This is a genomic window from uncultured Dialister sp. (genome assembly GCA_900314595.1).
Classification (GTDB): Bacteria; Bacillota; Negativicutes; order Veillonellales; family Dialisteraceae; genus Dialister.
Genome location: OMVW01000001.1, coordinates 59,418 through 83,980, shown reverse-complemented (window position 1 = coordinate 83,980; position 24,563 = coordinate 59,418). Strand labels below are relative to the sequence as shown.

Annotated in this window: 25 protein-coding genes; 3 read left to right on the top strand and 22 right to left on the bottom strand. The window is 44.4% G+C overall.

Features of this window, described 5'->3' with window-relative positions:
* Positions 1-34: 34 nt before the first annotated feature.
* From uvrB to QZN42_RS00365, 9 genes are all read right to left on the bottom strand, one after another.
* Positions 35-2,140 (bottom strand): excinuclease ABC subunit UvrB, encoded by a 2,106-nt coding sequence (gene uvrB / locus QZN42_RS00405; protein WP_296953562.1) that lies wholly within the window; start codon positions 2,138-2,140, stop codon positions 35-37.
* A 224-nt stretch (positions 2,141-2,364) separates the two neighbouring features.
* Positions 2,365-3,099, bottom strand: coding sequence for a ribonuclease III (rnc, locus tag QZN42_RS00400; protein WP_296953561.1), 735 nt, complete (start codon positions 3,097-3,099; stop codon positions 2,365-2,367).
* Positions 3,096-4,343, bottom strand: a complete 1,248-nt coding sequence (fabF, locus tag QZN42_RS00395) for a beta-ketoacyl-ACP synthase II (protein WP_296953559.1) — start codon at positions 4,341-4,343, stop codon at positions 3,096-3,098. The genes rnc and fabF overlap by 4 nt, the downstream gene beginning before the upstream one ends.
* Positions 4,344-4,517: 174 nt before the next feature.
* Positions 4,518-4,751 carry an acyl carrier protein gene (locus tag QZN42_RS00390; RefSeq protein ID WP_008858827.1) on the bottom strand — a complete coding sequence of 78 codons (234 nt, stop codon included), beginning with the start codon at positions 4,749-4,751 and terminating at the stop codon, positions 4,518-4,520.
* A gap of 156 nt (positions 4,752-4,907) precedes the next feature.
* Positions 4,908-5,651: a 3-oxoacyl-[acyl-carrier-protein] reductase gene (gene fabG, locus QZN42_RS00385; protein WP_296953557.1), complete on the bottom strand. Its 744-nt coding sequence runs from the start codon at positions 5,649-5,651 to the stop codon at positions 4,908-4,910.
* A 2-nt stretch (positions 5,652-5,653) separates the two neighbouring features.
* Positions 5,654-6,592, bottom strand: a complete 939-nt coding sequence (gene fabD, locus QZN42_RS00380; protein WP_296953555.1) for an ACP S-malonyltransferase — start codon at positions 6,590-6,592, stop codon at positions 5,654-5,656.
* 27 nt (positions 6,593-6,619) lie between these two features.
* Positions 6,620-7,615, bottom strand: coding sequence for a beta-ketoacyl-ACP synthase III (locus QZN42_RS00375; RefSeq protein ID WP_296953553.1), 996 nt, complete (start codon positions 7,613-7,615; stop codon positions 6,620-6,622).
* A 38-nt stretch (positions 7,616-7,653) separates the two neighbouring features.
* Entirely contained in the window at positions 7,654-8,694 is a 1,041-nt protein-coding gene (gene plsX, locus QZN42_RS00370) for a phosphate acyltransferase PlsX (RefSeq protein ID WP_296953551.1), read from the bottom strand.
* Positions 8,687-9,232, bottom strand: coding sequence for a transcription factor (locus tag QZN42_RS00365; protein ID WP_296953549.1), 546 nt, complete (start codon positions 9,230-9,232; stop codon positions 8,687-8,689). The genes plsX and QZN42_RS00365 overlap by 8 nt, the downstream gene beginning before the upstream one ends.
* Before the next feature lie 351 nt (positions 9,233-9,583).
* Between QZN42_RS00365 and QZN42_RS00360 the strand changes: the two genes are divergently transcribed.
* Positions 9,584-10,660: a nitronate monooxygenase family protein gene (locus QZN42_RS00360; protein WP_296953547.1), complete on the top strand. Its 1,077-nt coding sequence runs from the start codon at positions 9,584-9,586 to the stop codon at positions 10,658-10,660.
* Positions 10,661-10,785: 125 nt separating this feature from the next.
* Here QZN42_RS00360 and pyrE read toward each other — a convergent pair whose 3' ends face one another.
* The 5 genes from pyrE to QZN42_RS00335 form a co-directional block, all read right to left on the bottom strand.
* On the bottom strand, positions 10,786-11,376 hold the full coding sequence (gene pyrE, locus QZN42_RS00355) for an orotate phosphoribosyltransferase (protein ID WP_296953545.1): 591 nt from the start codon (positions 11,374-11,376) through the stop codon (positions 10,786-10,788).
* Positions 11,373-12,113 (bottom strand): orotidine-5'-phosphate decarboxylase, encoded by a 741-nt coding sequence (gene pyrF / locus QZN42_RS00350; protein WP_296953543.1) that lies wholly within the window; start codon positions 12,111-12,113, stop codon positions 11,373-11,375. The genes pyrE and pyrF overlap by 4 nt, the downstream gene beginning before the upstream one ends.
* Positions 12,114-12,256: 143 nt before the next feature.
* A complete protein-coding gene (locus QZN42_RS00345; RefSeq protein ID WP_296953541.1) occupies positions 12,257-13,189 on the bottom strand; it encodes a hypothetical protein in 933 nt (310 codons plus the stop codon).
* Positions 13,190-13,199: 10 nt separating this feature from the next.
* A complete protein-coding gene (locus QZN42_RS00340) occupies positions 13,200-14,147 on the bottom strand; it encodes a phosphodiester glycosidase family protein (RefSeq protein WP_296953540.1) in 948 nt (315 codons plus the stop codon).
* A gap of 71 nt (positions 14,148-14,218) precedes the next feature.
* The gene (locus QZN42_RS00335) at positions 14,219-15,115 is read right to left on the bottom strand and encodes a polysaccharide deacetylase family protein (RefSeq protein WP_296953538.1); all 897 of its coding nucleotides are present in this window, start codon (positions 15,113-15,115) and stop codon (positions 14,219-14,221) included.
* A 298-nt stretch (positions 15,116-15,413) separates the two neighbouring features.
* Between QZN42_RS00335 and QZN42_RS00330 the strand changes: the two genes are divergently transcribed.
* Together QZN42_RS00330 and QZN42_RS00325 are read left to right on the top strand one after the other, a co-directional pair.
* Positions 15,414-16,559: an N-acetylmuramoyl-L-alanine amidase gene (locus tag QZN42_RS00330; protein ID WP_296953536.1), complete on the top strand. Its 1,146-nt coding sequence runs from the start codon at positions 15,414-15,416 to the stop codon at positions 16,557-16,559.
* A gap of 12 nt (positions 16,560-16,571) precedes the next feature.
* The gene (locus QZN42_RS00325; RefSeq protein ID WP_296953534.1) at positions 16,572-17,120 is read left to right on the top strand and encodes a GerMN domain-containing protein; all 549 of its coding nucleotides are present in this window, start codon (positions 16,572-16,574) and stop codon (positions 17,118-17,120) included.
* Positions 17,121-17,208: 88 nt separating this feature from the next.
* Here the strand turns inward: QZN42_RS00325 and QZN42_RS00320 are convergent, their stop codons facing one another.
* The 8 genes from QZN42_RS00320 to cysS form a co-directional block, all read right to left on the bottom strand.
* Positions 17,209-18,024 carry a hypothetical protein gene (locus QZN42_RS00320; RefSeq protein ID WP_296953533.1) on the bottom strand — a complete coding sequence of 272 codons (816 nt, stop codon included), beginning with the start codon at positions 18,022-18,024 and terminating at the stop codon, positions 17,209-17,211.
* Between the two features lie 108 nt (positions 18,025-18,132).
* Positions 18,133-18,603, bottom strand: coding sequence for an SsrA-binding protein SmpB (gene smpB, locus QZN42_RS00315; protein WP_296953529.1), 471 nt, complete (start codon positions 18,601-18,603; stop codon positions 18,133-18,135).
* Between the two features lie 21 nt (positions 18,604-18,624).
* Positions 18,625-20,667: a ribonuclease R gene (gene rnr / locus QZN42_RS00310; protein WP_296953527.1), complete on the bottom strand. Its 2,043-nt coding sequence runs from the start codon at positions 20,665-20,667 to the stop codon at positions 18,625-18,627.
* Positions 20,668-20,812: 145 nt separating this feature from the next.
* Positions 20,813-21,049 (bottom strand): preprotein translocase subunit SecG, encoded by a 237-nt coding sequence (gene secG / locus QZN42_RS00305; protein ID WP_296953525.1) that lies wholly within the window; start codon positions 21,047-21,049, stop codon positions 20,813-20,815.
* 154 nt (positions 21,050-21,203) lie between these two features.
* Positions 21,204-21,716, bottom strand: a complete 513-nt coding sequence (locus QZN42_RS00300; RefSeq protein WP_296953523.1) for an NYN domain-containing protein — start codon at positions 21,714-21,716, stop codon at positions 21,204-21,206.
* Entirely contained in the window at positions 21,713-22,546 is an 834-nt protein-coding gene (gene rlmB / locus QZN42_RS00295) for a 23S rRNA (guanosine(2251)-2'-O)-methyltransferase RlmB (protein ID WP_296953757.1), read from the bottom strand. Before rlmB ends, QZN42_RS00300 begins: the two co-directional genes overlap by 4 nt.
* A complete protein-coding gene (locus QZN42_RS00290; RefSeq protein ID WP_296953522.1) occupies positions 22,539-23,012 on the bottom strand; it encodes a Mini-ribonuclease 3 in 474 nt (157 codons plus the stop codon). The genes rlmB and QZN42_RS00290 overlap by 8 nt, the downstream gene beginning before the upstream one ends.
* Positions 23,002-24,447 carry a cysteine--tRNA ligase gene (gene cysS, locus QZN42_RS00285; RefSeq protein WP_296953520.1) on the bottom strand — a complete coding sequence of 482 codons (1,446 nt, stop codon included), beginning with the start codon at positions 24,445-24,447 and terminating at the stop codon, positions 23,002-23,004. The genes QZN42_RS00290 and cysS overlap by 11 nt, the downstream gene beginning before the upstream one ends.
* Positions 24,448-24,563: the final 116 nt, after the last annotated feature.

The following is a 24,563-nucleotide window of genomic DNA, read 5'->3' as shown; positions in this document are numbered from 1 at the left end:
CAAAAAGAGATACACCTGAATACAGGATTCTCTCTTATATCCTCTTCTTAGATGGTTTATAAATTCGTTTTCTACCGGCACTGACCCGCTTCATGGCAGCTTCTGCCCGAGAGCCATAACGTTCTGTCCACAGCTGGCGGAGTTTTGCCAGCTGGTCGCGCCACATGGCAGCTTCTTCAAATTCCAGTGATTTGGCAGCCCGTTTCATATCCTTTTCAGTTTGCTGCATCTGCAGGTACAATTCCTCGTCAGAAAGTTCATTCTTTCCTTCGGATTTATGATAGCTTTCAGGTTTTTCTTCAATCTTTGTCAGATCGATAAGATCTTTAACCCGTTTCTGTACCGTATGTGGTGTGATATGGTGTTCTTTATTATAGGCCATCTGAATATCCCGGCGGCGGTTGGTTTCATCAATGGCATACTGCATCGACTTTGTCACCGTATCCGCATACATGATGACATGTCCATGCTCATTGCGGGCTGCCCGACCGATAACCTGTATCATGGATGTTTCAGATCTTAAAAAGCCTTCCTTATCAGCATCAAGAATAGCCACCAGAGAAACTTCCGGCATGTCCAGACCTTCGCGGAGCAGATTAATACCGACAAGAACATCAAATACACCGGCTCTCAAATCCCTGATGATTTCAGCCCTTTCAATCGTAGCCACATCGGAATGAAGATACCTGACCTTCACTCCCGCCTCTGTCAGGAAATCTGTCAAATCTTCCGCCATCTTTTTCGTAAGCGTGGTAATGAGCACTCTTTCGTGCAAATCCTCCCGCTTGTGAATCTCCCCCAGGAGATCATCCATCTGCCCTTCAATGGGGCGGACTTCGATACTTGGATCAAGAAGTCCCGTAGGTCTGATAATCTGTTCGGCTAAATTCGTCTGCACTCCCATTTCATAAGGGCCAGGAGTAGCAGAAACATAAATAATCTGATTGATTCGTTCTGTGAATTCATCAAAAGTCAGCGGCCGATTATCCAGAGCACTTGGCAGGCGGAAGCCATAATCCACCAATGTCCTTTTTCTGGACTGGTCGCCATTATACATGGCTCGGAGCTGAGGCACGGTGACATGAGATTCATCAATCATAATCATGAAATCATCGGGGAAATAATCAAGCAGCGTATAGGGCGGCTCGCCGGGTTTCCGGTTCGACATATGTCGGGAATAATTTTCAATACCTGAGCAGTAGCCTACTTCCTGCATCATTTCTATATCATAATTTGTCCTCTGCTCAAGCCGCTGTGCTTCCAGCAGTTTATCCTGACTCCGTAAAAGTTTAAGCTGCTGCTGCAGTTCCCCTTCAATGGAGGTTATGGCCTTCCTTAACTTATCGGAACTTGTAACGTAATGGGAAGCCGGAAAAATACCGATATGGTTTCTTTCCGCCACAATCTCCCCGGTGAGCACGTCAAATTCAGTGAGAGAATCAATTTCATCTCCAAACATTTCAATTCGCACGGCCACATTATTTTCTGAAGCTGGGAATACATCAATCGTATCTCCCCTGACCCGGAATGTATCGCGGGTGAAATTCATATCATTCCTCATATACTGCATATTGACCAGTTTTTCAATAATGGTATCCCGTTCTATTTCTTCCCCCGGTCTTAAAGAAAGGCCCATAGTACTGTAATCTTCAGGATCCCCAAGACCATATATGCAGGATACGGAGGCTACAATAATGACATCTTTACGTTCAAAAAGGGCCATAGTGGCAGAATGACGCAGTCGATCGATTTCCTCGTTTCGGGAAGAATCTTTTTCAATGTATGTATCTGTCTGCGGGACATAGGATTCCGGCTGGTAATAATCATAGTAACTGACGAAATAATAGACCGCGTTATCGGGGAAGAAGTCCTTAAACTCGCTGGCTGTCTGTGCAGCCAGTGTCTTATTTGGTGAGATAATAAGCGTCGGTCTCTGTACTTCTTCAATTACTTTGGCCATGGTAAAAGTTTTGCCTGTTCCCGTTGCCCCAAGAAGGACCTGAGCCCATTCTCCTTCCTTCAACCCTTTCACCAGTGAATCTACCGCTTTGGGCTGATCTCCCATCGGTTTGAAAGATGCCTTCAGCTGGAATGGAATCGCAGGTTCCGTATATTGACGCTTGATTCTGGAACGATCCATACTATTTCTCCTGTATCTTCACATGGCGGCAATATAGATTTGCCGGGTACTTTAAATAAATTATCGAATTTTTTCTATTTCATTATATCATACTCATCCACCAAAATGAATCTATTAAAGAACGAATTTTTGGTAATTTTAGAATCCCAATTATGCAGGATAAAGAATTATACAAATCATATCAAAAAAAGTGAAGAAATGAAAACTCACTTCTTCACTCTGTTTCAGACTTTTTCACCGGATTGGATCCGCTTGATAGCCTCTTTGGCTGCCCTCTGGGCAGCTTCCTTTTTATTTTTACCTATGCCACTGCCAAAATCCTTACCATTAATGAAGATATGCATCCAGATGGTTTTATCATGGTCCGGGCCCTCGTCATGGGTGACTTCATAACGGATATTGACATCACCATGTTTCTGGACCAGCTCCTGAAGATCAGATTTGTAATCGTGATCATAGTTTCCTTCATCGATGAGATCCAGATATTTCTTCAGGTGCCCCAGGATAAACCGTGATGCAATCTCATAATTGTTGTCCAGGTAAATAGCCCCGATAACAGCTTCGAAAGCATCGCCCAGGATAGACTCCCTCGTCCTGCCGCCGGACATTTCTTCACCCCGTCCAAGAAGCATATACCGGCCTACCTGAAATTTTGCTGCACATTCGGCACAGGCAGGTTTACATACAGCACTGGCCTTGGCCCTCGTCAGTTCCCCCTCCGGCCATGCAGGAAAACGAAGAAAGAGATATTCCCCCACTACCAGGTCAAGCACTGCATCACCGAGAAATTCCAGTCTCTCATTATCATGGATAACTTCATTCTTATGCTCATTGGCATAGGAAGTATGAGTCAGGGCAATGTTCAGCAGTTCAAGATTTTTGACAGGCAGTTCATTTTCCTCCACAAACCGCTGAACCTCAAGCAGACGTTCCTTCCGTCTTGCTTCAGCATGACTCATTCTTCATAACGCCTCATGATGACAACTGCATTGTGTCCGCCAAAGCCAAAAGCATTGGACATGGTCACGTCGACTTTTACATCTCTCGGACCTTCCTGAACATAATCAAGATCACATTCCGGATCCGGTGTCTTCAGATTAAGAGTTTGGTGAACCCGGTTATGCTGGATGGAAAGCACACATACCACGGCTTCAATAGCGCCGGCTGCACCAAGGAGATGTCCGGTCATGGACTTGGTTGAATTGATCACTACTTCATAGGCATGCTTGCCGAGAACATCTTTAATTGCCTTGGTTTCATTCTTGTCGTTCAACCCGGTAGAAGTACCATGGGCGTTGATATAATCAATATCATCCGGAGAAATTCCGGCGTCTTTGATTGCTTTATCCATGCACTTGGCAGCGAGCAGTCCACCCGGTCTCGGAGCAGTTATATGATAGGCATCGCCATTAGAACCATAACCAATGACTTCCGCATAAATATGGGCGCCTCTCTTCCTTGCATGTTCCAGTTCTTCAAGAATCAGCATGCCACTCCCTTCACCCAGGACAAAGCCATCCCGTCTTTCATCAAAAGGACAGGAAGCTTCTTCCGGCGGACAATCCCTGGACGAAAGTGCTTTCATGGCAGCAAAGCCGGCCATCGGAGTTTTGGCTACGGCAGCTTCCGTACCGCCGGCAAACATAACATCTGCATCACCATACTGAATAGTTCTGGTTGCACGACCGATAGCATTATTACCGGAAGCGCAAGCCGTAACATCTGCAAGGACCGGTCCCATAAGTCCAAAATTGATAGATACCTGCCCGGCTGCCATGTTGGCAATCATCATAGGTACCGCAAATGGATTCACCTTAGCCGGCCCTCTGGTATCGATGCGGTGAACAGTATCTTCCATAGTTGTGATGCCGCCGATACCAGTACCAATAATGGTTCCAATACGATCAGGATCTTCCAGTTTCATATCCAGTTTTGCATCAGCAACAGCCATGGTTGCTGCAGCTACTGCAAACTGCACATTTCTATCCATGTGGCGGACAGCTTTCCTGTCACCTACATATTTTACAGCATCAAAATCTTTTACCTCCCCGGCAATGCGTACAGGAAAATCGGATGAATCAAATTCCGTAATCGGACCAATGCCGGATTTTCCTGCCATCAGGGCATCCCAGAATTCATCCTTTCCAATACCTATCGGTGTCACAACACCAACACCTGTAATAACGACTCTTCTCTTTTCCATAAAGGGGCACCTCTTAAGAAACATATTGTAAACGATAGCAAATAGGACAAAACCTCAAAAAAACGGATGACGGACAGGTAATCCGCTTTTTTGAGGCATTTTCCTCAAATCATACTGGTTCGCCGGGGAAACATGTTCCCCGGCACCACTATGCATTCAATACCAATTCTTCAATTACTGAATCTGGCTGTCGATGTAGTCTACAGCATTCTTTACGGTTTTGATCTTTTCTGCTGCGTCATCCGGAATTTCGATGTCAAATTCTTCTTCGAATGCCATGATCAGTTCAACGATGTCGAGGGAATCAGCGCCCAGGTCATCAATGAAAGTGGAATCGATAGTTACATCAGCTTCGTTTACACCCAGCTGATCAACAACGATCTTCTTTACTCTGTCAAAAGTGCTCATTATAAATTTCACCACCTTTCGCTGAAATTCGTACCTTAATGATTATATTACAACTATGGGAGCTTGTCACCTTTTTTCCTGTTAATTAAAGAAATTCTTATTTCTTTTATTTAATATTCAAAAAGGAATTGCTAAATTTTATACTCCCGGACAGATTTACATCACCATACCGCCATCTACAACCAGTACCTGACCGGTTATGTAGGAAGCCTCTTCCGATGCCAGGAAACATACAGCTTTAGCCACGTCTTCAGGCTGCCCCATACGTCCCAGAGGGATAGAGGCAATCATTGCATCCCGGAGCTTTTCAGGGATTCCATCAGTCATTGCCGTTTCAATAAACCCGGGAGCTACCGCATTTACACGAATATGTCGGGGCGCCAATTCTTTTGCGCAAGCTTTGGTAAGTCCAATGACTCCTGCTTTAGCTGCCGCATAATTGGCCTGACCAGCATTGCCGGTAACACCTACTACAGAAGAAATATTGATAATGGATCCTTTTTTCTTCCTCATCATCATCATGGCAGCCGCCTTAATAGTCAAAAAATCACTTTTCAGGTCAGTAGAAATCACATCATCCCAGTTTTCTTCCTTCATGCGAATGAGCAGAGAATCCCTGTTGATACCTGCATTATTAACAAGCACGTCAAGTGCCCCGAATTCTTCTTTAATCTTTTTGAAGATACGGTCTACATCTTCAGGTTTGGATACATCTCCTTGAAGAAGGATCGCCTTTCCGCCGGAAGATTCAATTTCATTCTTTACAGCAGCAGCCGCATCATGACTTCCTGCATAATTAACAGCAACCGTATAACCCACGCTGGCAAGCTTCAGTGCAATAGCACGACCAATCCCCCGGGAGGCACCGGTTACGAGGGCAGTCTTCTGATTTTCTTCCATTTTTATTCTCCTTTTAAGGACTTAATGACATTCTCTACTGTTGCGGTATCTTCTGCATGATGACAAGGAACTGAACGATCGATCTTTCTCATAAAACCGGAAAGCACAGTACCCGGCCCTGCTTCAATCGTATAATCAACTCCTCCTTCAATCATATTTCTGACCGACTCTTCCCAATGAACCGGATGAGCTGCCTGTTCGACCAGATTCCTTCTAATTTCACCGGCCTTCATTTCTTCTCTGGCATTTACATTAGCTATAACAGGAATCGTAGTATCATGAATCTCAACATGATCCAGGACTTCCTTCAGCCTGGCAGCAGCAGGTTCCATAAGGGTAGAATGGAAAGGAGCACTGACCTTCAGCATGATGGCACGACGGGCACCGGCTTCTTTCAGCACTTTGCAGGCTGTTTCTACAGCTTTTGTAGCACCGGCAATAACCACCTGTCCGGGGCAGTTGAAATTTACAGCCTGTACAGGCCCAGCCTCTTCCGAAACCTCACCGCAGATTTCAACAATTTTTTCAGGTTTAAGGCCGATGACTGCAGCCATCCCGCCTTCTCCCAGCGGTACCGCCTCCTGCATGAAACGGCCGCGGAGATGAACCGTGTTCACTGCATCAGCAAAAGAAAGTGCCCCTGCAGCCACCAGAGCTGAATATTCACCAAGACTATGGCCAGCAGCAATATCGGGTTCAATTCCCTGTTCTTTAAGTACCTGCCATACAGCTACGCTGGCCGTCAGAATCGCTGGCTGTGTAAATTCAGTTTTCATGAGTTCCGTATCCGGTCCCTCAAACATCATCTCTGAAATGGAAAACCCCAGCGTATCATCAGCTTCATGAACCAGATTTTTTACAGAATCATATTTTTCATACAAATCGTGGACCATACCCACTTTTTGCGAACCCTGTCCAGGGAAAAGAAATGCTTTTTTCATATTATCGCCTCATCGAAATTAAAGAATTCAGTAAATCCATCTTAAAACATCAGAGCCCCATGTGAGACCGGCGCCAAATCCGGAAAGAACAACAATGTCCCCTCGTCCAACCCTTCCGGCTCTGACTGCTTCATCCAGTGCGATTCCTACGGAAGCAGCCGACGTATTACCGAAACGGTTCACATTGACCCACATCTTATCTGCTGGTACACACAGTCTTTTAGAAATAGCCTGGATAATCCGGTTGTTGGCCTGATGAGCAATAAACATGTCTATATCCTCTTTTTGAAGTCCCGCTTTCTCCAGAGCTTTAAGTGTTGTAGCACCCATATGCCTCACGGCAGCCTTAAATACTTCCGGACCTTCCATATGGATATAAATACGGCCAGAATCAATGGCCCGATGTGTTACCGGCTCTGCCACACCGCTGGCAGGAATATCAAGTATTTTACCTAAACTTCCATCGGAACCCAGATCGGAGGAAAGAAGGCCAAAGCCTTCCTCCGTTTCCCCTATTACCGCAGCACCAGCTCCATCACCAAAAAGTACGCATGTGGAACGATCATGCCAGTTGGTCAGACGGGAGAGTATTTCAGCTCCGATAATCAGTATGTGCTTGTACATACCGGATTTTACCAGGTTTGATGCTAAAGCTGTGGCATAAATGAAGCCGGAACAGCCGGCAGAAATATCCATGGCTCCCGCATGAGTAAGGCCAAGCTTGTTTTGTACCAGGCAGGCCGTAGAAGGCACCACATAATCCGGGGAAGCTGTCGCGACCAGTACAAAATCAATATCATCCGGTACAAGACCTGCCGCTTCTATCGCCGGCAGTGCAGCCCTCACACATAAATCCGATGTATTTTCAGACTGGGCCGCCAGATGCCTCATTTCGATACCGGTTCTGGCACGAATCCATTCATCAGTGGTATCCACCATTCTTTCCAGATCGTTATTAGTCAGTATTTTATCAGGAACATAATGACCGGTTCCCAGAATGCCGGCATATCGTTTTTCAATCATTCCAAGAATCCCTTTCCTGTAAAAATCACTTCTCTATATTATACGTTTCCCACGCTCTCTGCATTCTCTATCTTCATCTGTTCCAAAGTTTCCTTAATAGCTTCATCAATATGCTCACGGCATACATTTCTTGCCATATAAATAGCGTTTTTTATAGCCTTTGCTTTAGACGCCCCATGGCAGATAACCACTACACCTTTGATTCCCATCAGCTGGGCACCGCCGTATTCAGCATAATCAAGAGGCTTAGCCATATATTTTTTCAATGCAGATTTCAGAAGCAGTGCCCCCAGTTTGGCCCTGAGGCCCCCTTTTTCAATGGCATTTTTCAAGAGTGCAGAAACAAGCTTGCCAGCGCCTTCGCCAAACTTCAGGACCACATTACCGGTAAACCCGTCAGTGACTACCACATCAAAGTCACCAGTCATCACATCCCGGCCTTCCGCATTTCCCGCAAAGGGAATAATTTTCTGTTCAGAGAGAGCCTGATAAGCTTCGGCCACAAGAGGACTTCCTTTGGCACTTTCCGCACCAATATTCAGCAGGCCTATTTTCGGATTATTAATCCCTGCCACTTTTTTTGCATAAACATAACCAAGCAGAGCATTCTGTACATAGGTTTCCAATTTAGGCTGAGCGCTGGCACCAGAATCAATGAGGTAAGTATATCCACCTTTTTCATTAGGAATGGGCGTAAGAATAGCAGGACGTTCTATGCCGCGAATTCTGCCAATGCCAAGGAGTCCAGCCGTTACGGCTGCCCCTGTAGATCCCGGAGCCACGACTGCCCCGCATTTCCCCTCTTTAACAAGCCTTGCTCCAACAGAAATGGAAGCGTCCTTTTTCTTCCTGTAGGCCATACCGGGATGTTCGCCCATTTCAATAATCTGAGACGCATGCTGTATTTCAATAAGAGGATTACTATCTTCATGATTTTCTTTAAGAATCTCGATAATCCTTTCCCGGTCTCCAACAAGTACGACAGGAATCTTATATTCCCTCACCGCTTGAATTGCGCCCAGCACAATTTCCAATGGTGCAAAATCACCGCCCATTGCGTCAATTGCTATTTTATCCATGGGAAGCCTCCATCTGACCTGAAATTTCCATGATAAACTTTGCCCGGTAAACCTCCATATCTCCCCGGAAAAAGCTGACATAAATATGTTTTTTATTTCCGCGCACAAGGACTATCCGTCCTTTAACAATAAGTACAGAGCCTGGCTGCACAGGAATTTTATATTTTATATTTCCAACCTGGGTGGATGCAAAAGGCACTCCAGCGAGGGACTGGGCAAATCCTGCAGCTGCCCCATATAACTTTTCCGCAGAGACCATGCCTGCCTGATCCGCCATTTCATCAGTCGTGGTAAAAAGCCCAACACCCTTTTCCCCGATATCCAGATCAAGTATCCTTACATCCGACCGGACTTCAGAAGGCTGTGATGCAACAAGCTGCTCAACCCTTTCACGCATTTGTGGAATGCCCAGTGCCTGGCGATCCAGCCGTATGGTAGCTATGGAAACAGAAAAATGTTCTGCCAGATCCCCATCTGTCAGACATGGATTGTGGCGGAGCAAAGTCTGTATGGCTTCTCTTCTTTTATTTTTATCCATTTTACATTTCTCCATAAAATTATCACCTGCTGTTAATACTATACCACAAAAGGATGGGTACTGCATAGTCAAAGTCAAAATAAATCCCGTACTTTTATCCTAATGCAATAATCCATTCGGCAGAATTCACTTTTGAGAAATCATGCTGCTATCTGTTCAAAGTCCTTTTTAGGGTTTATTTTATAAACAATATACTTATATTGTTATGTTATTTTTTGGAATTTTTCTTCTTTTTAGATTGACTTAATTTTTTTATTGTTATATAATTCAGTAAATATCGATTTTTATATAATTTCTATTTTTAAACATTTTTTATATTTTATATGTTTTTATTTCAAACAGGAGCTTACTATGGAATTACCAAAATTGCATATTGGGGAATTAACTGCCAACTTTCCTATTATTCAGGGAGGCATGGGAATAGGCGTAAGCCTGTCCGGTCTGGCTGGAGCGGTAGCAAAGGAGGGAGGTGTAGGTGTCATTTCAGCTGCCCAGATCGGATTTAACGAACCCGATTTCCGCATCAATACGGTAAATGCCAATATTCGTGCCCTGAAAAGCCAGTTGAAACTGGCGAGAGAAAAAGCCCCAAAAGGAATCATCGGTGTCAATATCATGTGGAGGGGACAACATTATGAAGACTATGCCCGTACAGCAGCTAAAAACGGTGCAGATATCATCTTTTCTGGAGCTGGTCTTCCTGCAGATTTACCGATTTGTGTAGAAGGGACAGATACAAAAATTGCCCCCATCATCGGATCATCGAAGGCAGCCAGAGTTATTCTCAAGCTTTGGGCCCGTCATCATAACCGCACGGCCGACCTGGTAGTCATTGAAGGACCAAAGGCGGGTGGCCATCTGGGTTACACGCGGGAGCAGGTGGCAGAACATGCCAATGACGGTTACGAGAAAGAAATTCTGGAAATTCTAAATGTAGTAAAAGAGTTTGAAGAAAAATTTCATAAAAAAATTCCCGTCGTCTTTGGAGGCGGAATCTTTGACAGAAATGATATCCTCCATTACCTTTCTCTTGGCCTTTCCGGTGTACAGATGGCCACCCGCTTTGTTGCTACGAAGGAATGTGATGCTTCTGATGCATTTAAAAACATGTATGTCAAATCAAAGCCAACGGATATTACCATCGTGCAAAGTCCGGTCCACATGCCTGGTCGGGCGCTGCTGAATCCTTTTATCTGTGCCATCCGCCAGTGCCGCATGCCGGTAACCAATTGTTTCCACTGTCTTAAAACCTGTGACCCCGGCACGACGCCTTACTGTATTACGCAGGCCCTTATCCGCGCTGTTAAAGGAGATGTAGACCATGGGCTCGTTTTCTGTGGAGCCAATGCATGGAGAATCAATAAAATTACAACTGTTCACAAACTTTTCGTTGAGTTGACTGAAGGACCTCATACCATTAAAGATTAATTCTCATACTTTAAATTAACTATATATTTCATCTGATGAATTTATTTTTACAAATATAAAAGGCATAATAAAAACTCCGGAATTTCCGGAGTTTTTATTTACGATTGATTCAATATATAAAATAATTATTTTTTCAGATGATGGCTTCCTCTTTCGGTAATCGGAACACCTGCCTTGCAGAGAGGACATTCATCCGGCTTATAGGTCGGAACTGTCAGGTGCAGCAGTGGATATACTTTTTCCGGAGGAACACCAAAATCAGCTGAACCGCCCGAGCGGTCAACCAGGAGACCAATACCCACAATATCACCTTTTGCTTTATTAACCACATCCACCACTTCTTTAATAGATCCACCCGTGGTAACAATATCTTCCACAATAAGAACTTTTTCACCAGGAGCGACTTTAAAACCACGGCGAAGGGTCATTTTACCGTTTTCTCTTTCTGTAAAGATTGAACGTACGCCAAGGAGACGGGCAGTCACCTGTGAAAGAATAATCCCACCCGTAGCTGGCCCGATAACAGTCTCAATTCCCATATCTTTAAAATGGTTGGCAAATTCTTCACACAGCTTTTCCGTATATTCAGGATGCTGAAGAACATTGAATTTTTCAACATAAAGAGGGCTGTGGAGACCACTGGTTAACAGGAAATGTCCTTCCAGAATGGCCTTTGTTTCTTTAAGTAACACTTCTACTTCTTTTTCGTTCATCATGCATTCTCCTTTATTTCTTTTAAAATCAGTCTGGCAGCCGCGCAAGGATCTATTGCCTGTGTAATAGGCCGGCCGATGACAAGCATTGAGGAACCATCCTTAAATGCCTGGGAAGGCGTAGCAATACGTTTCTGGTCATCAGTCTGCGCAAAAGATGGCCGAATCCCGGGAGTAACGATAAGGAAATCATTTCCGGCCATCTTGCGGATAGATGCGGCCTCTCTGGGAGATGCGACTACACCATCCACTCCAGAATTCTTCGCAAGTTCAGCAAGCTCAAGTACGTGTTCCTGAATAGGGAGATGCCCGCCAACTTCCTGCCATCCCTGATCGTCAAAGCTTGTCAGAACTGTAACAGCCAGAATTTTTGGTCTTTCCACCCCCAGCTCATCTGCTGTAATTTTTGCATAACGGGATGCTGCCTGCATCATGGCACGTCCGCCGCCGGCATGAACAGTAATCAGATTTACTCCCAGCCGGGTCACCGATGCCACACTGTGGCCCACGGTATTCGGAATATCGTGAAGTTTGAGATCGAGGAATACCTTTTTCCCGTGTTCTTTCAGATAATGAATGGTTTCACTGCCGGCGCTATAGTAAAGTTCCATACCCACCTTGTAAAAAGATACCAGATCCCCCAGTTCATCTACAAGGGCTTTCATCTTATCAAAAGAGTCCACATCAAGAGCAACAATCAGCCGGTCATCAGCCGTATAGATTTCTTCGTCCTTATTCATTAAATTGCCTCCTTTCCTGTAACAATCACTAATTTAAAATCATTATACCATTTTGTCCTGTATCTGACAGCATCAAATTCCATCTTTCGCCTGAAGGCAGTAAAATAAAATCCGTGAGCATGACGGATTCATGTTCACGGATTTTATTTATTGGAATGCAGCGCAGCTTCTTTAATCATATGGGTAGTAATGGAATTAAATTCGACCGGCGTATCCAAAGCCTTAACTTCTTTAAACCCCACTCCCAGCATACCGGTATAGTAGGCAGTGGCTTCTCCTTTAGAATTGATTTTTGCAGCATAAATTGTTTTATCATCACCAAGACCTACCAGACGGAATGCGCCGGGAGGAGAAATAATACGCCAGGAGCTGTCATCTCCATTGAAAGTATATATAATGCCCTTCTGGCTGTCATCATAAAACAGACGATCTTTATCATAATACACGGCAATCTTTCCAATATGTGAAGTCTGTACATAAATGCGGCGTGTATCATAATTCGCATCGGTCCTGTAAATACGATACAGCCCCTTCCCCACTTCCATCTTCATATAGACTGCATTGGTAGCCGTGGAATAAGCAACATCCACGATTTTTGCGTTTCTGGGAAGGTCGCGTATAGGTGCATCCGATTCATGGGTGGTCCCTTCAGGATTATACCTGGCCAGGGTAACATCCCAGCGGCCGCCTTTCCAGTGAATCGGATAAAGGGCCATAAGAGCCAAATTACGGTCAGGCATCCATTCGAAAAAGGAAACACCCTGTTTTTTCAGGTCAATCTTCTGCGGGCTGTTTAGAGAATCCGCCTTGTAAATAGTGACTGATTCAGCAGTGACATCGGCCATGTATTTGTAGTCATAGGAATAATAAGCTTTTCCTTTAGTGGTTACTCCGGCAAAAATCTTTTTCCCTGCCTTCTCCGCTGCTTCTGCCACCTTGTCTTTCACGTCGCTCATATCATAATCGCCGCTGGACAGAGGCGCAAACAGCACCTGATCCATGTAAAGATAAGCCCCGGCCTGTACGCCAAGCCCAAGGACAAAGCAGACTGCAAATTCAACGAATTTTTTATTCACTCTGTCCTCCTTATTTCACAATAAACGCGGTCGGTATCATACGTTCACCAAGAAGATCGGCCGGTTTATTGACAACTTTTCCATTGTAGTACAGGGTAGTCGAGGATCCGCCATCCAGATTGGCCGCTATATAAGCACCATTTTCATAAAGGATATTCTGGGAATCGACCAGGGTTGCACCGATACTGTATCCGGGCTGCCGTCCATCAATCACAAGGAAAAGCATGGTTCCATCTTTCTTCTGGCCAATGGCTGAACGTGGCGAAATCCCCCAGCCTCCGTCCCCGCTCTTGATTACTTTCTTACCGTTAATAATGAGAGGCGGTCCAAAGGTCAGTCCCTCAACGGCTCCCAGATCACGAAGCTGTTTCTTATTATAATTTCCTGCAATCAAATTGCCGCTTCTGGTCATTCCAACGAAATCGACTTTTTCCTTATCATCTACCTGCTGGCCCAGAAGGTATTTACCTTCGTGAAGAATAAAACCATATGGCAGACGCCCTGTGCCGGTACCATTCGGATCATAAAAACCGCCGCCATTAATGGCTGCTACCGCATTGTTCTTTTTTGCTATATTGCTTGTAGTGTCACCTTTCTCATTAATATCCTCTGCTGTCGCTACCTTCACACGGGTAGGATTCGGTATTTCCAGAAGATATCCAACAAAACGAGACGTCTCGATTTTCTTCAGTCTCAGTGTAGAATCAGTCCTGGGCTTGAAAGAAAAGACTTTCTGTGTATCAGTTGTCTTGACTACCCCAAGAATCTGATTCAGTTCATCCTGCGTGTACAGCCATGTGATGTACTGAGGATGACGGGACCTCATAATAGCTCCAACTACAGCACGCTTCAGATTGCCAAAGGGCCCGAAAAGGACGACAACCGGTGAAGTGACAATAAAGAAAATAAGCGTCATAATGACAAAGCGAAAAATAAAGTTATGAAAAATACGTTTCATTCCTGCTCCTAATGTAAGACGACAGATTAGAGTGCAAAAGCATCCGCTTCCTGAGATGGAAGCAGGAAATATCAGACAGGAGTATAGTTATCTTTGTTCAGTCGTTCAGAAAAACGAGCAATGGATATATCGTTGCCGATATATACTCTTTTCAGATCATAGGGGTAACTTCCGGCATGAACACGTCCGGAATCGGTAGTCACTGCCATTTTAATGCCCGCTTTTTTACAGATCTTGATGATTTCATCATCATAATCCCCATAAGGATAAGCAAGCCAGGCATTATCGATCCCCAGATGATATTTCAAAGCCTGATTGGCTCCAACGATTTCATTTTCTTTTTCTTTTGCTGTGGCAAGGTTATGAAGTTTGGGATGGGAAAGGGTATGGTTGGAAATAGTCACGGTATGACTGTCTGCCATTTCTTTAAGCTGCTGCCAGGTCATACGATTATATGGCTGCCCCACATCATCCGTGATGACGAAAAGAGTCCATGGAAAGCCATATTCCTTCATCATAGGATAAACAATCGTATAGCTGTCGAGATAACCGTCATCAAATGTAATGCAGACTGGTTTTTCCGGCAGAGCTGCCCCTTTGGTTACATAATCATAAAGTTCCTGCATGGTAATGGGATGGTAACCATGATCCCGGAGATAATTCATCTGAATCCTTAAATTGGCTTCGGTCATAATTGCTGCATTACCGGCTTCATTGCCAATCATATGATACATAAGGACTGATACGCCTTCTGGAACGGAATATTTAACACTACTATCACGATGTACCACGGCTGCCCCCGGTTTAAGAGCAGCCTGTGGCTGAGACGAAGATGTTGGTGCAGCAGCAGGCGCATCCTTCTTCTCCTGCTGTCCGCCGCATCCGGGAAGTAACACCAATGAACCTGTAATTGCAAATGCAGCGGCGATGATTACCGCCGTGTTCCGAAAACCGTTTAATATTTTCAACAAGCTAACTCCTTTAATCCGAAGATACAATACCTCATTTTGACAATATATTTTATTTTACTACTATTTTGTTTCTTTCGCCATAAAAACCCATATTAAAATAATATATCGGATATCGGATCGGATATCGGAAAAAGTTCAAATATTTGATTTACTAGCATTAAAGTATAAAACATAAAGTGATATAATATAGTATTATATGCTGACATCAAATATTTTTGCAATCGATATTATGTACACTTGCTTATCGGACATCTGATTTTTACAAATTCGTATTTTATAAATGGAAAGGAACGTTATGAAACATATATCAAAGCTTTTATTTACTTTTGTTTTCTTTTTACTGGCAGCATGCACATTCCCGTCTATGGCACAGAATGCAGAAATCACTGCTTTCCGCTGGACTTCCAGAAATGATGGAAATCCACCATTCGTCCGTATCGCCATGGACCTTTCAAAAGCCATCCATGCAGAAGCTGCTATCGACAATGAAGGAAAAAATTTCGAAGTCATATTGAAAAAAACTTCAATGGGACATATTGCTTCTCAGTATGATATGGATCCCAGGGCAATTGACTTTGCTACTGTATCGGAAAAAGATGGTGATACATATCTGGACGTAGCCCTGTCAAAAGCGCAGAAAATTGATGATATCCGGGTATTTGCCCTTCGTCCTGATGCCAAACTTAATAAACCCCATCGCCTGGTCATCGATATACCGGTAATCGGCGCAAAACAGACATACAAAAAAAATACAACTCCCGCTGCTTCTCCTTCTCAGACGAAGAAATCATCGGGCATTACCGGCACCTCTGCTTCATCACAGAAGTATAACGTGTCAGGCGATGCTAAAAGCGCATTAAAGGGTAAAATCATATGTCTGGATCCCGGACATGGTGGTACTGATGTCGGTGCCATAGGCCATGTGAAAGGTAAGGATGTTTACGAAAAAGATATTACCCTCTCCATAGCGCTTCCTCTTCGTGATATGCTGAAGTCTGCCGGTGCAAAGGTAGTCATGACCCGCTCCGCTGATAAGGATGTATATGGCCCATGGGCGGCTGCCACGCCAGAACTGCAGGCACGTTGTGATGTAGCCAACGAGGCTCATGCGGATGTTTTCATATCCATTCATATTGATTCATTTGCTAATGGTTCTGTTGATGGCACTACTGCCTATTACACAGCTAAAAGTTCCAAAGATCTTCTTTTGGCGCAGATGATGCATCAGGCTACTTTGACTTCACTTGCCATTCCTGACAGAGGCGTAAAATCCAATTATTTTTACGTCAACGAACATACCGCTATGCCATCGGTTCTCATGGAAATGGGTTTTATTACCAATGATCACAGAGTAAAGATGCTGACCTCAAAATGGGCTCCAAAGAGCATCGCCCAAAGCCTTTTCAACGGGCTGGTCAATTATTTTTCCGCTCTTAAATAAGGAGTTAATCTTATGAAAAGTAAATCTCTCCTCATAGGAATTGTATCTGCGTCCCTGTTAACGGCATTATCTTTTTCCGGCTGTTCAAGGCAGACTCCCCCTCAAGCTCCAGGTTCTTCTTCTGCCATATCAGCACAGGCTCAAATACCTGCAGAAAAAAGTTCAACAATGAAATTCTACAAGGCATCCGAAGATGGTCTCAAAATCGTGCCTGTTGAGATGAAAGTAAAAGCAGCTGACAAAACTGCCAGGAATGCGCTGGAAGAAATGCTCCGAGCTGATCGTCATTCAAAATATCCGGTGTTCCCGACAGATCTCACACTAAAAAGTATCTCTATAAAAGATGAAACGGCCTACGCGAACTTTAATAAAAGCCTGAATTTGATCAAAGGCGCAACGGCTGAATCACTTTTCATCGCAGCGGTCGTCGATACATTAACCGAATTCCCAAACATCCGGGAGGTTCAAATTACCGCAGATGGCCAGCCGCCGAAATTCCAAATGGATATGACCAGAAATTTCAAGAGAGATGAAAGTTATATCAAACTGGAGGAAAAATAATACTACCACTGACCGATTTAAGGCAAATCAAAAACAGCTGCTAAATAGCAGCTGTTTTTGATTTGTTTTTGTAAGTTTGAAAAAGGAGTCACTCTTTTTCCACAACTTCAATTTCTCCATCTGCGAAGGCCAGAGGATATGTATAATCTTTGCTGATGTTCTTAAATGCTACTTTCATATGACCATCAGCAATTTCTGTAATGACTCCCTCTCCATAAAGCGGGGAAATCACCATAGTTCCAATGCCAAGATCAATATAATGGGTATTTCCCCGATGGGTTTCTTTAGCTTTATGAGGGATTACCTTTGCTTTTTCCTCAGGTTTAACCTGTTCAGGGACCTTGTACAGACGACTTTTCCCTTTGGGAATAGTCTCCTTTCTTACTTTCTTTTTATCAGGGAACGCGCTTTTCAAAAGTTTAGAGGGCAAGCCCAGAGGATACATAACATTTTCGCCAGTTTTCTCATATGTTACATAAACTCCCCTTTCCGTAATACGGCTGACTATCCCCTTGCCCAGTATTTCGTCAACTACTTCGAGACCTAATGAAGCTTCCCGACGGCCGGCTTTAATGGATTGGTCGGTTTTAACAGATACATCTTCGGGCTGTACATCAAAAGTAAATACTCTTTTCTCAATCGGTTTCCTGTTGCCGGAAGCTTCTGCTTCCCGTTTATGATGCGAATCCTGCTTTTTGCGAGGAATTACTTTTTCCAAATCCCCAAAGGCAACGGTAATTCCCTCTTCGGTTACCTTGCGAACTATTCCTACTCCGAGTATCTTGTCAACAAATTCAACACCCGGTTCCAATTTTCGTTTTTTAAAGAATTCTGTTCCTGAATTTCTATTTTTATGAAACGGTTTCCTATTATCCTTGTGAAAAGGTTTCTTTGCTTTATCCATTTCCAGCTCCTTGTTATAACTTATATATTTTTATTATTATACCAGCAATTAGAAAGAGTATAAAGGACAAAAGAATTAAAAAAAAGGCCGGTTCCCCCGCCCTTTCTTTTAATCCAGCCTCTGTTCCTTGATTCGCCTGTCCAAATCCCGTTTTGCTGCTTTTTCTGCCATATCCTGCCGCTTATCATAGAGCTTCTTGCCGGTGGCAAGGCCGATTTCAAGTTTGACTTTTCCATGATGGAAATACATTTTAAGCGGAACCAGCGTATAGCCTTTCGTTTTCAACTGGCTCTCTATCTTTATGATTTCTTTCTTATGGAGAAGAAGTTTCCTTGTACGCAGGGGATCATGATTGAAAATATTTCCCTGCTCGTAAGGACTAATATGGGCATTCCAGAGGTATGCTTCTCCTTTTTCAATTCTGGCGAAACTGTCCCGAAGGTTCACTTTGCCTGCACGGATGGATTTAACTTCCGTACCTGTCAGGGCGATTCCGCATTCGTAAGTATCGTGTATGAAATAATTATGGCGGGCCTGCCGGTTTACCGATACCGGGGGCACCGATTTTTCTTTAACCATGAAGCCTCCTAGACTCAGGGATTATTTCCTTCCCTTCTGCTTAGTCTTTCCTTTTTTATTTTTCTTTTTCGAATGAGATTTGGAGGAAGAGTGGGTCTTTTTCTCCAGATTCAATGGAGAATGAATCTCACCAAGAATGAAATCTACTTCTCTTCTTTCCTTATCCGCCTTGACCAGAGTGACCCGGACCGGCATGCCCATGGCATAGGTAGTGCCGGAAAAGCGGCCTTTCATGGTCATGGTATCTTCCTGATAAATATATTCATCATCATCCATGGAATCTATATGAACAAGTCCTTCTACTCCATTATCCAGACCCACAAAGATACCGAACCGTGTCACGCCGGTAATTCTGGCATCGAAAGGTTCTCCTACAAAAGGAACCATATATTCCGTCATTTTGAGATCATCCACATCTCGTTCTGTTTCAGTTGCATTCTGTTCAGTTTCAGAACAATGCTCGACAGCCCGAAGCAGGAATTCCGTCTGCCTTTTGCGTTCTGCCTTTGACATCTCATCATGGAGAGCCTGCCTGATCAGGCGATGTACCATCAGATCCGGGTAACGTCGGATTGGGGAAGTAAAATGGGTATAGCATGTACTTGCAATACCAAAATGACCACTATTATCTGTACTATAGCAGGCCTGCGGTAATGACCGGAGAGTCATGACCTGAATGACCGCTTCAAAGTCCTTCCCTTTTGCAGATTCCAGAAGTTTCTGGATATCTTTAGGCTCCGGATCTTCCGGTATATGGATGGGGAGACCCATAATGGCAGAGAGCCGTTTCAGGGATGCCAGTTTTTCCGGATCCGGATGATCATGGACACGATAGACCGAGGTGTGGCCGGTGCTCTCCAGGTACCGTGCCACCGCTTCATTGGCAGCAATCATGGCATCCTCAATCATTTTTTCTGAATCACCGCGAATAATCTTCACAATACGAAGAGGCGTGCCCTCTTCATCAAGGACGATTTTATATTCAGGAAAGTCAAAATCAAGTGCTCCCCGGCGAGTCCTGTTCTGCCTCAAAGCATCCGCACACTCCCTTAAATCCAGAAGCATGGGGAGATGTGCTTTCAAATCATCCGGCGCCACGCCTTCCCTGAATGCTTTATTGATTTCAGGATAATTACACCGTCTCGCAACACGTACCAGGGAAGGCGTAATAAGTTCCGTCTTTACTTCCCCGTCCGGAGACACATCCATGATGCAGGACATGGCATACCGGTCCTCATCATGATTGAGGCTGCAGAGATCATTGGAAAGCTGGAAAGGGAGCATGGGGATAACCCGGTCTGCCAGATAAACACTGGTCCCCCTCGCATAGGCTTCCTCATCAAGAAGGGTTCTTTTTTTCACATATCTGGAAACATCTGCAATATGAACCCCCAGTTCAAAATGACCATTTTCTTTCTTTCTGCAATAAACCGCATCATCCAGATCTTTGGAATCAGGACCATCAATAGTCACAATGGGAACATCACGAAAATCTTTTACACCATCCTCAGGCACAATTTCGCGGGGCAGGCTGTCAGCTTCTTTCATCAGCTCATCAGAAAACTGATGGCGCAGCCGGTGCTGTGCGATGATGATATCGATATCGATTCCTTTATCTCCTTTATAGCCGATGATTTCTGTTACACGGCCTTCCGCATCCGTCCATTCCCCCGGCCAGCGGGTAATTTCTACCATGACCCGGGCCCCGGTGGTGGCTCCCATTTCCTGTCCTTCAGGAATCTCAATGACCATATTCACTTTTTCATCAATCGGCACGGCTTCTCCTCCGCCTTCCACCATTTCGTAGGTGCATACGAAAGAATCATTGGCTCTTTCGATGACCCGGAGAATCCGTCCTTCCGTATTATGCCTGCCGGTTTCTCCGGCAATTGTCTTCACTTCTACAATATCATTATTAACTGCGTTCAGATGATCCTTATCTGCAATATATACATCCTCATGATCCTCATCAGTCAAAAGGAAACCAAACCGGGATCCATAGGATTTATAAGTTCCCTGCAGAATCACTCCCGGTTTATAGGGTAAAAGTTCCTTCTTCTCCATTTACTGCTCCTCTATTTCAATCAAACATTATATTCAGAACGATAACGATAAATATATTTTTCTTCTTTAACTGTACATGAAATAAAAACATGGTGCAAGTATAAATTAAAAAAGGCCTGCATTCCGCAAGCCTCATTCTGTCAGATCAGAAAGTATTCATGTATCTTCCCAGTACAAGACAAAGTACAGCAAAAATGACGCCGGATACCATGGTGAACTTGGAGAGAACCGCATCCTTGCCGCGAGTCTGACCATTATTTCCATTTTCCGTACCGCCCCCGATAGCGGTTCCCATACCTGCCTGTTTCGATTCCTGGGCAACAACAACAACGATCAGGAACAGGGAAACAATCAGTGTTAATCCAATCAAAACGTACTTCACTGCAAATCCTCCTCTAAAGCCGTATGAAACTGTATCGTACGGCTGCCACGATTCAATCGAGCCAGTAATTAAGCTTTATTTTATACTACTCCGTGGATTCAGTCAACAGAAAATTTTAATTTCCCTGAAACCCGGAAGGAATTCTGCGGTTTCCTTATTTCCCTCTTCTCATTTTATTAAGCTTTTCCTGCACGGAAACAGGTATCGCCATTCCAATTTCACTGCGCAGATTGGCCCTGTTATTGTGGCTGATGAATGTATTCTGCACCTTTTTATCCTCATTCATGGCCCTGAAAAGATCGCCCACCGCTACACGATAAGCTCCATTCCCAAGGACCTGACTCTGCTCTGCACCATCAGAAGTTACTACGAAAATATGGCGGTATTCATCTCTCCTGATATAAGATTCTTTTTCGATATAGCTGTCAGCCGTCATACGGCTTGGTGTAAACACGATAGAGAATGATTTTGTTATGATTTCTTTTCTAGCTTTGACGGACTGTCCCTGTCCATCAAAAACAACGATGACCTCAATATTGTTATGGGCACCGTAATCCTGCATCAGGTCAATGAGTTTCTTGCGGCTTGATTCCAAATCATCCCGGTCAAAGACATCAGGCATCCAGAATATGACATTATATCCATCAACCAGATATAAATCTCTCATAAGGAGCTCCTTTGTCTTACTGCTTCATAAATGAGAAGGGCTGCTGCCACAGAGACATTCAGGGAAGAAACTTTTCCGCTCATAGGAATGCGTACACAGAAATCACACATCTTGCGTGTAAGCTGGCCGACACCCTTTCCTTCGGCTCCCATGACAATGACGACCGGTCCTTTCAGATTGGCATCAAAATAAAGGCTTTCCCCGTCCATATCAGCTCCAACCACCCAGAACCCTTTCGATTTGAGATATTCCAGAGTCTGCCTTATATTACCGGTCTGACAGACAGGAAGGTAAGCAAAAGCGCCTGCAGCGGTTTTCATGGCAGCTGCCGTCACCGGAGGACTTTTGTGTTTTGGAAGAAGAACTGCCGCTGCCCCTGCACATTCGGCCGTGCGGACAATGGCTCCCAGATTGCGGACATCTTCCAGCCCATCAAGAAGTACAAGAATAGGTGACTTTCCTTCCCATTCGGATAAAACCTTATCCAGGTCAGCAAATTCATAAGGTTTCAGAAGAGCCCCGATTCCCTGATGAATGACACCTCCTGACAACTGATCCAGTTTTTCCTCCCCTACTTCCACCACAGGGACATGAGATTTTTCTGCCAGACTGATGATGGAAATAAGACGTTCGTCTTTCCTGCCGGATTTCACGAACAATTTCTGAATGGCTCCGTTTTTCAGGAATTCAGTAACACTATTGCGGCCGCAAATCCATAAAGGCTGGGCCTGTTTACTTTCGCGGGAAATCGGGCGCTGCATCCTCTCAGGTCTTTCCCCCCGCCTTTCCCTTCCCTGCCGGATTTTCCCGGATGGCCTCTCTTTATCCATTCTCATGACTCATTTCTCCTGCCAGATATTTCAGGCTTCTTTCCATCAGGAAATCCAGTCGTTCTTCATTTCCCGAAAGTTTCAGATAACCAAAAAGGGCCTCGAAGGCAGTCGATTCCCTGTATTCTTCGACAGTTGCGCTTTTAGGCACATGGGAATTCGTATTTCTTGCCCTTTTGCAGACCTTCAGCTCCCGGTCGTTCAGAAGTTCCATAATTTCGAAGAGAATCCTGCTCTGCCAGCGGGCTGAAACCATTTCAGAAGCAAGACTGTTTAATATCTGCACATTATAGATACCCGTATCAATAAGTACTTTCCTGATAAAGAAAGACCAGCACACGTCTCCCATATAAGCCAGCGTCAGGGCATCCATGGCAAAGACTTCCTGTTCGCTGAGTACAGGAGAGTCTTTCCCGATTTTATGAGCCATCTGCTTTTTCAGAAAGAGAACTCTTTTAAACTCCACGCTTTTTCCACCTTGCTCCTGTTGGCGTATCTTCAATGATGATACCGATTTCACCCAGTTTATCACGAATCTCATCAGCCAGTTTATACTGTTTTGCTTTTCTTGCAGACTGCCGGACTTCGAGAATCACACTCATCAGGTCATTGTAGTCTTTATCATCGTAAGCATCCCGTTTCTTCCATTCCTTCTCAAGAATGCCGAGGATATCAAGGATGGTCTTGAATGCTTTTCCCGCCTTTTCAAAGGAAGATTTATCGAAACCTGCGCCGTTATGAACATCATTGTAATAAACATTAACAGCTTTTGCCAGATCAAACATGGCACCCGTTGCAAGGCCTGTATTGAAATCATCATCCATAGCCTCGTGGAAGACTTTCATATCTTCTTCTGCTGCTTTGACAAGAGCCTCGGATGCTTCTGTAACTTCATTTCCTTCTTTAGCAGAAAGTTCTTTGACTCTGGCAATGACATCTTTCAGCTTATCCATATTCTTTTCTGCCTCTTCCAGCCGGTCATCGGAGAAGTCAAGCGGACTTCTGTAATGTGTGGAAAGGAGGAAATAACGGAGCGCATCACCGGAATATTTTTCAAGCACATCTTTTGCCAGGAAGAAGTTATTCAGGGATTTGCTCATCTTTTCAGAATTAATGGTAATAAAACCATTATGGAGCCAGTAATCCACAAAATGGCAGCCGGTGCAGCCTTCAGACTGAGCAATTTCATTTTCATGATGCGGGAAAATCAGGTCGGAACCGCCGCCATGGAAATCAAAAGTCTTACCCAGATAATGAATGGACATGGCAGAGCATTCGATATGCCAGCCTGGACGGCCCTTGCCCCAGGGGCTTTCCCAAAACGGTTCACCCGGTTTTGCCGCTTTCCAGAGGGCAAAGTCTCCGGGATTTTTCTTTTCATCGTTGACTTCAATGCGGGCACCTGCCAGCATATCTTCTATTTTTCTGCCGGACAGCTGTCCATAATGTTCAAAAGTGGAAATATCGTAGTATACGTCACCGCCCAGCACATAGGCATGCCCCTTTTCAATCAGGGTTTCCACCATATGGATAATATCCTTCATATGATCGGAAACACGGGGATACACGTTGGCCCGGCGTACATGAAGTGCATCCATGACTTTGAAATAAGCATCAATATAGCGGTCTGAAATCGTCTTCCAGTCAGAGCCTTCCGCATTGGCTTTGTTAATGATCTTGTCATCCACATCGGTAAAGTTCTGTACAAATGTCACTTTATAACCGATGTATTCAAGATACCGGCGGATCACGTCCCAGGTCACGGCCGGACGGGCATTCCCGATATGCGGATGATTGTAAGGCGTTACACCGCAGACATAAATCTTTGCCTCACCCGGTGTCACCGGTTTAAATACTTCTTTTTCTTTTGTCAGTGTGTTGTAAACTTTAATTTCTTCCATTTCTATTCCCCCAATGAAGAGTGATTATGTAAACCATCTGGATTTACAGCCAGAATCATGATAAACAGGAACCGGTAAATACCATAGAAAAAGCCGCCGCCTCACAGAGACGGTGG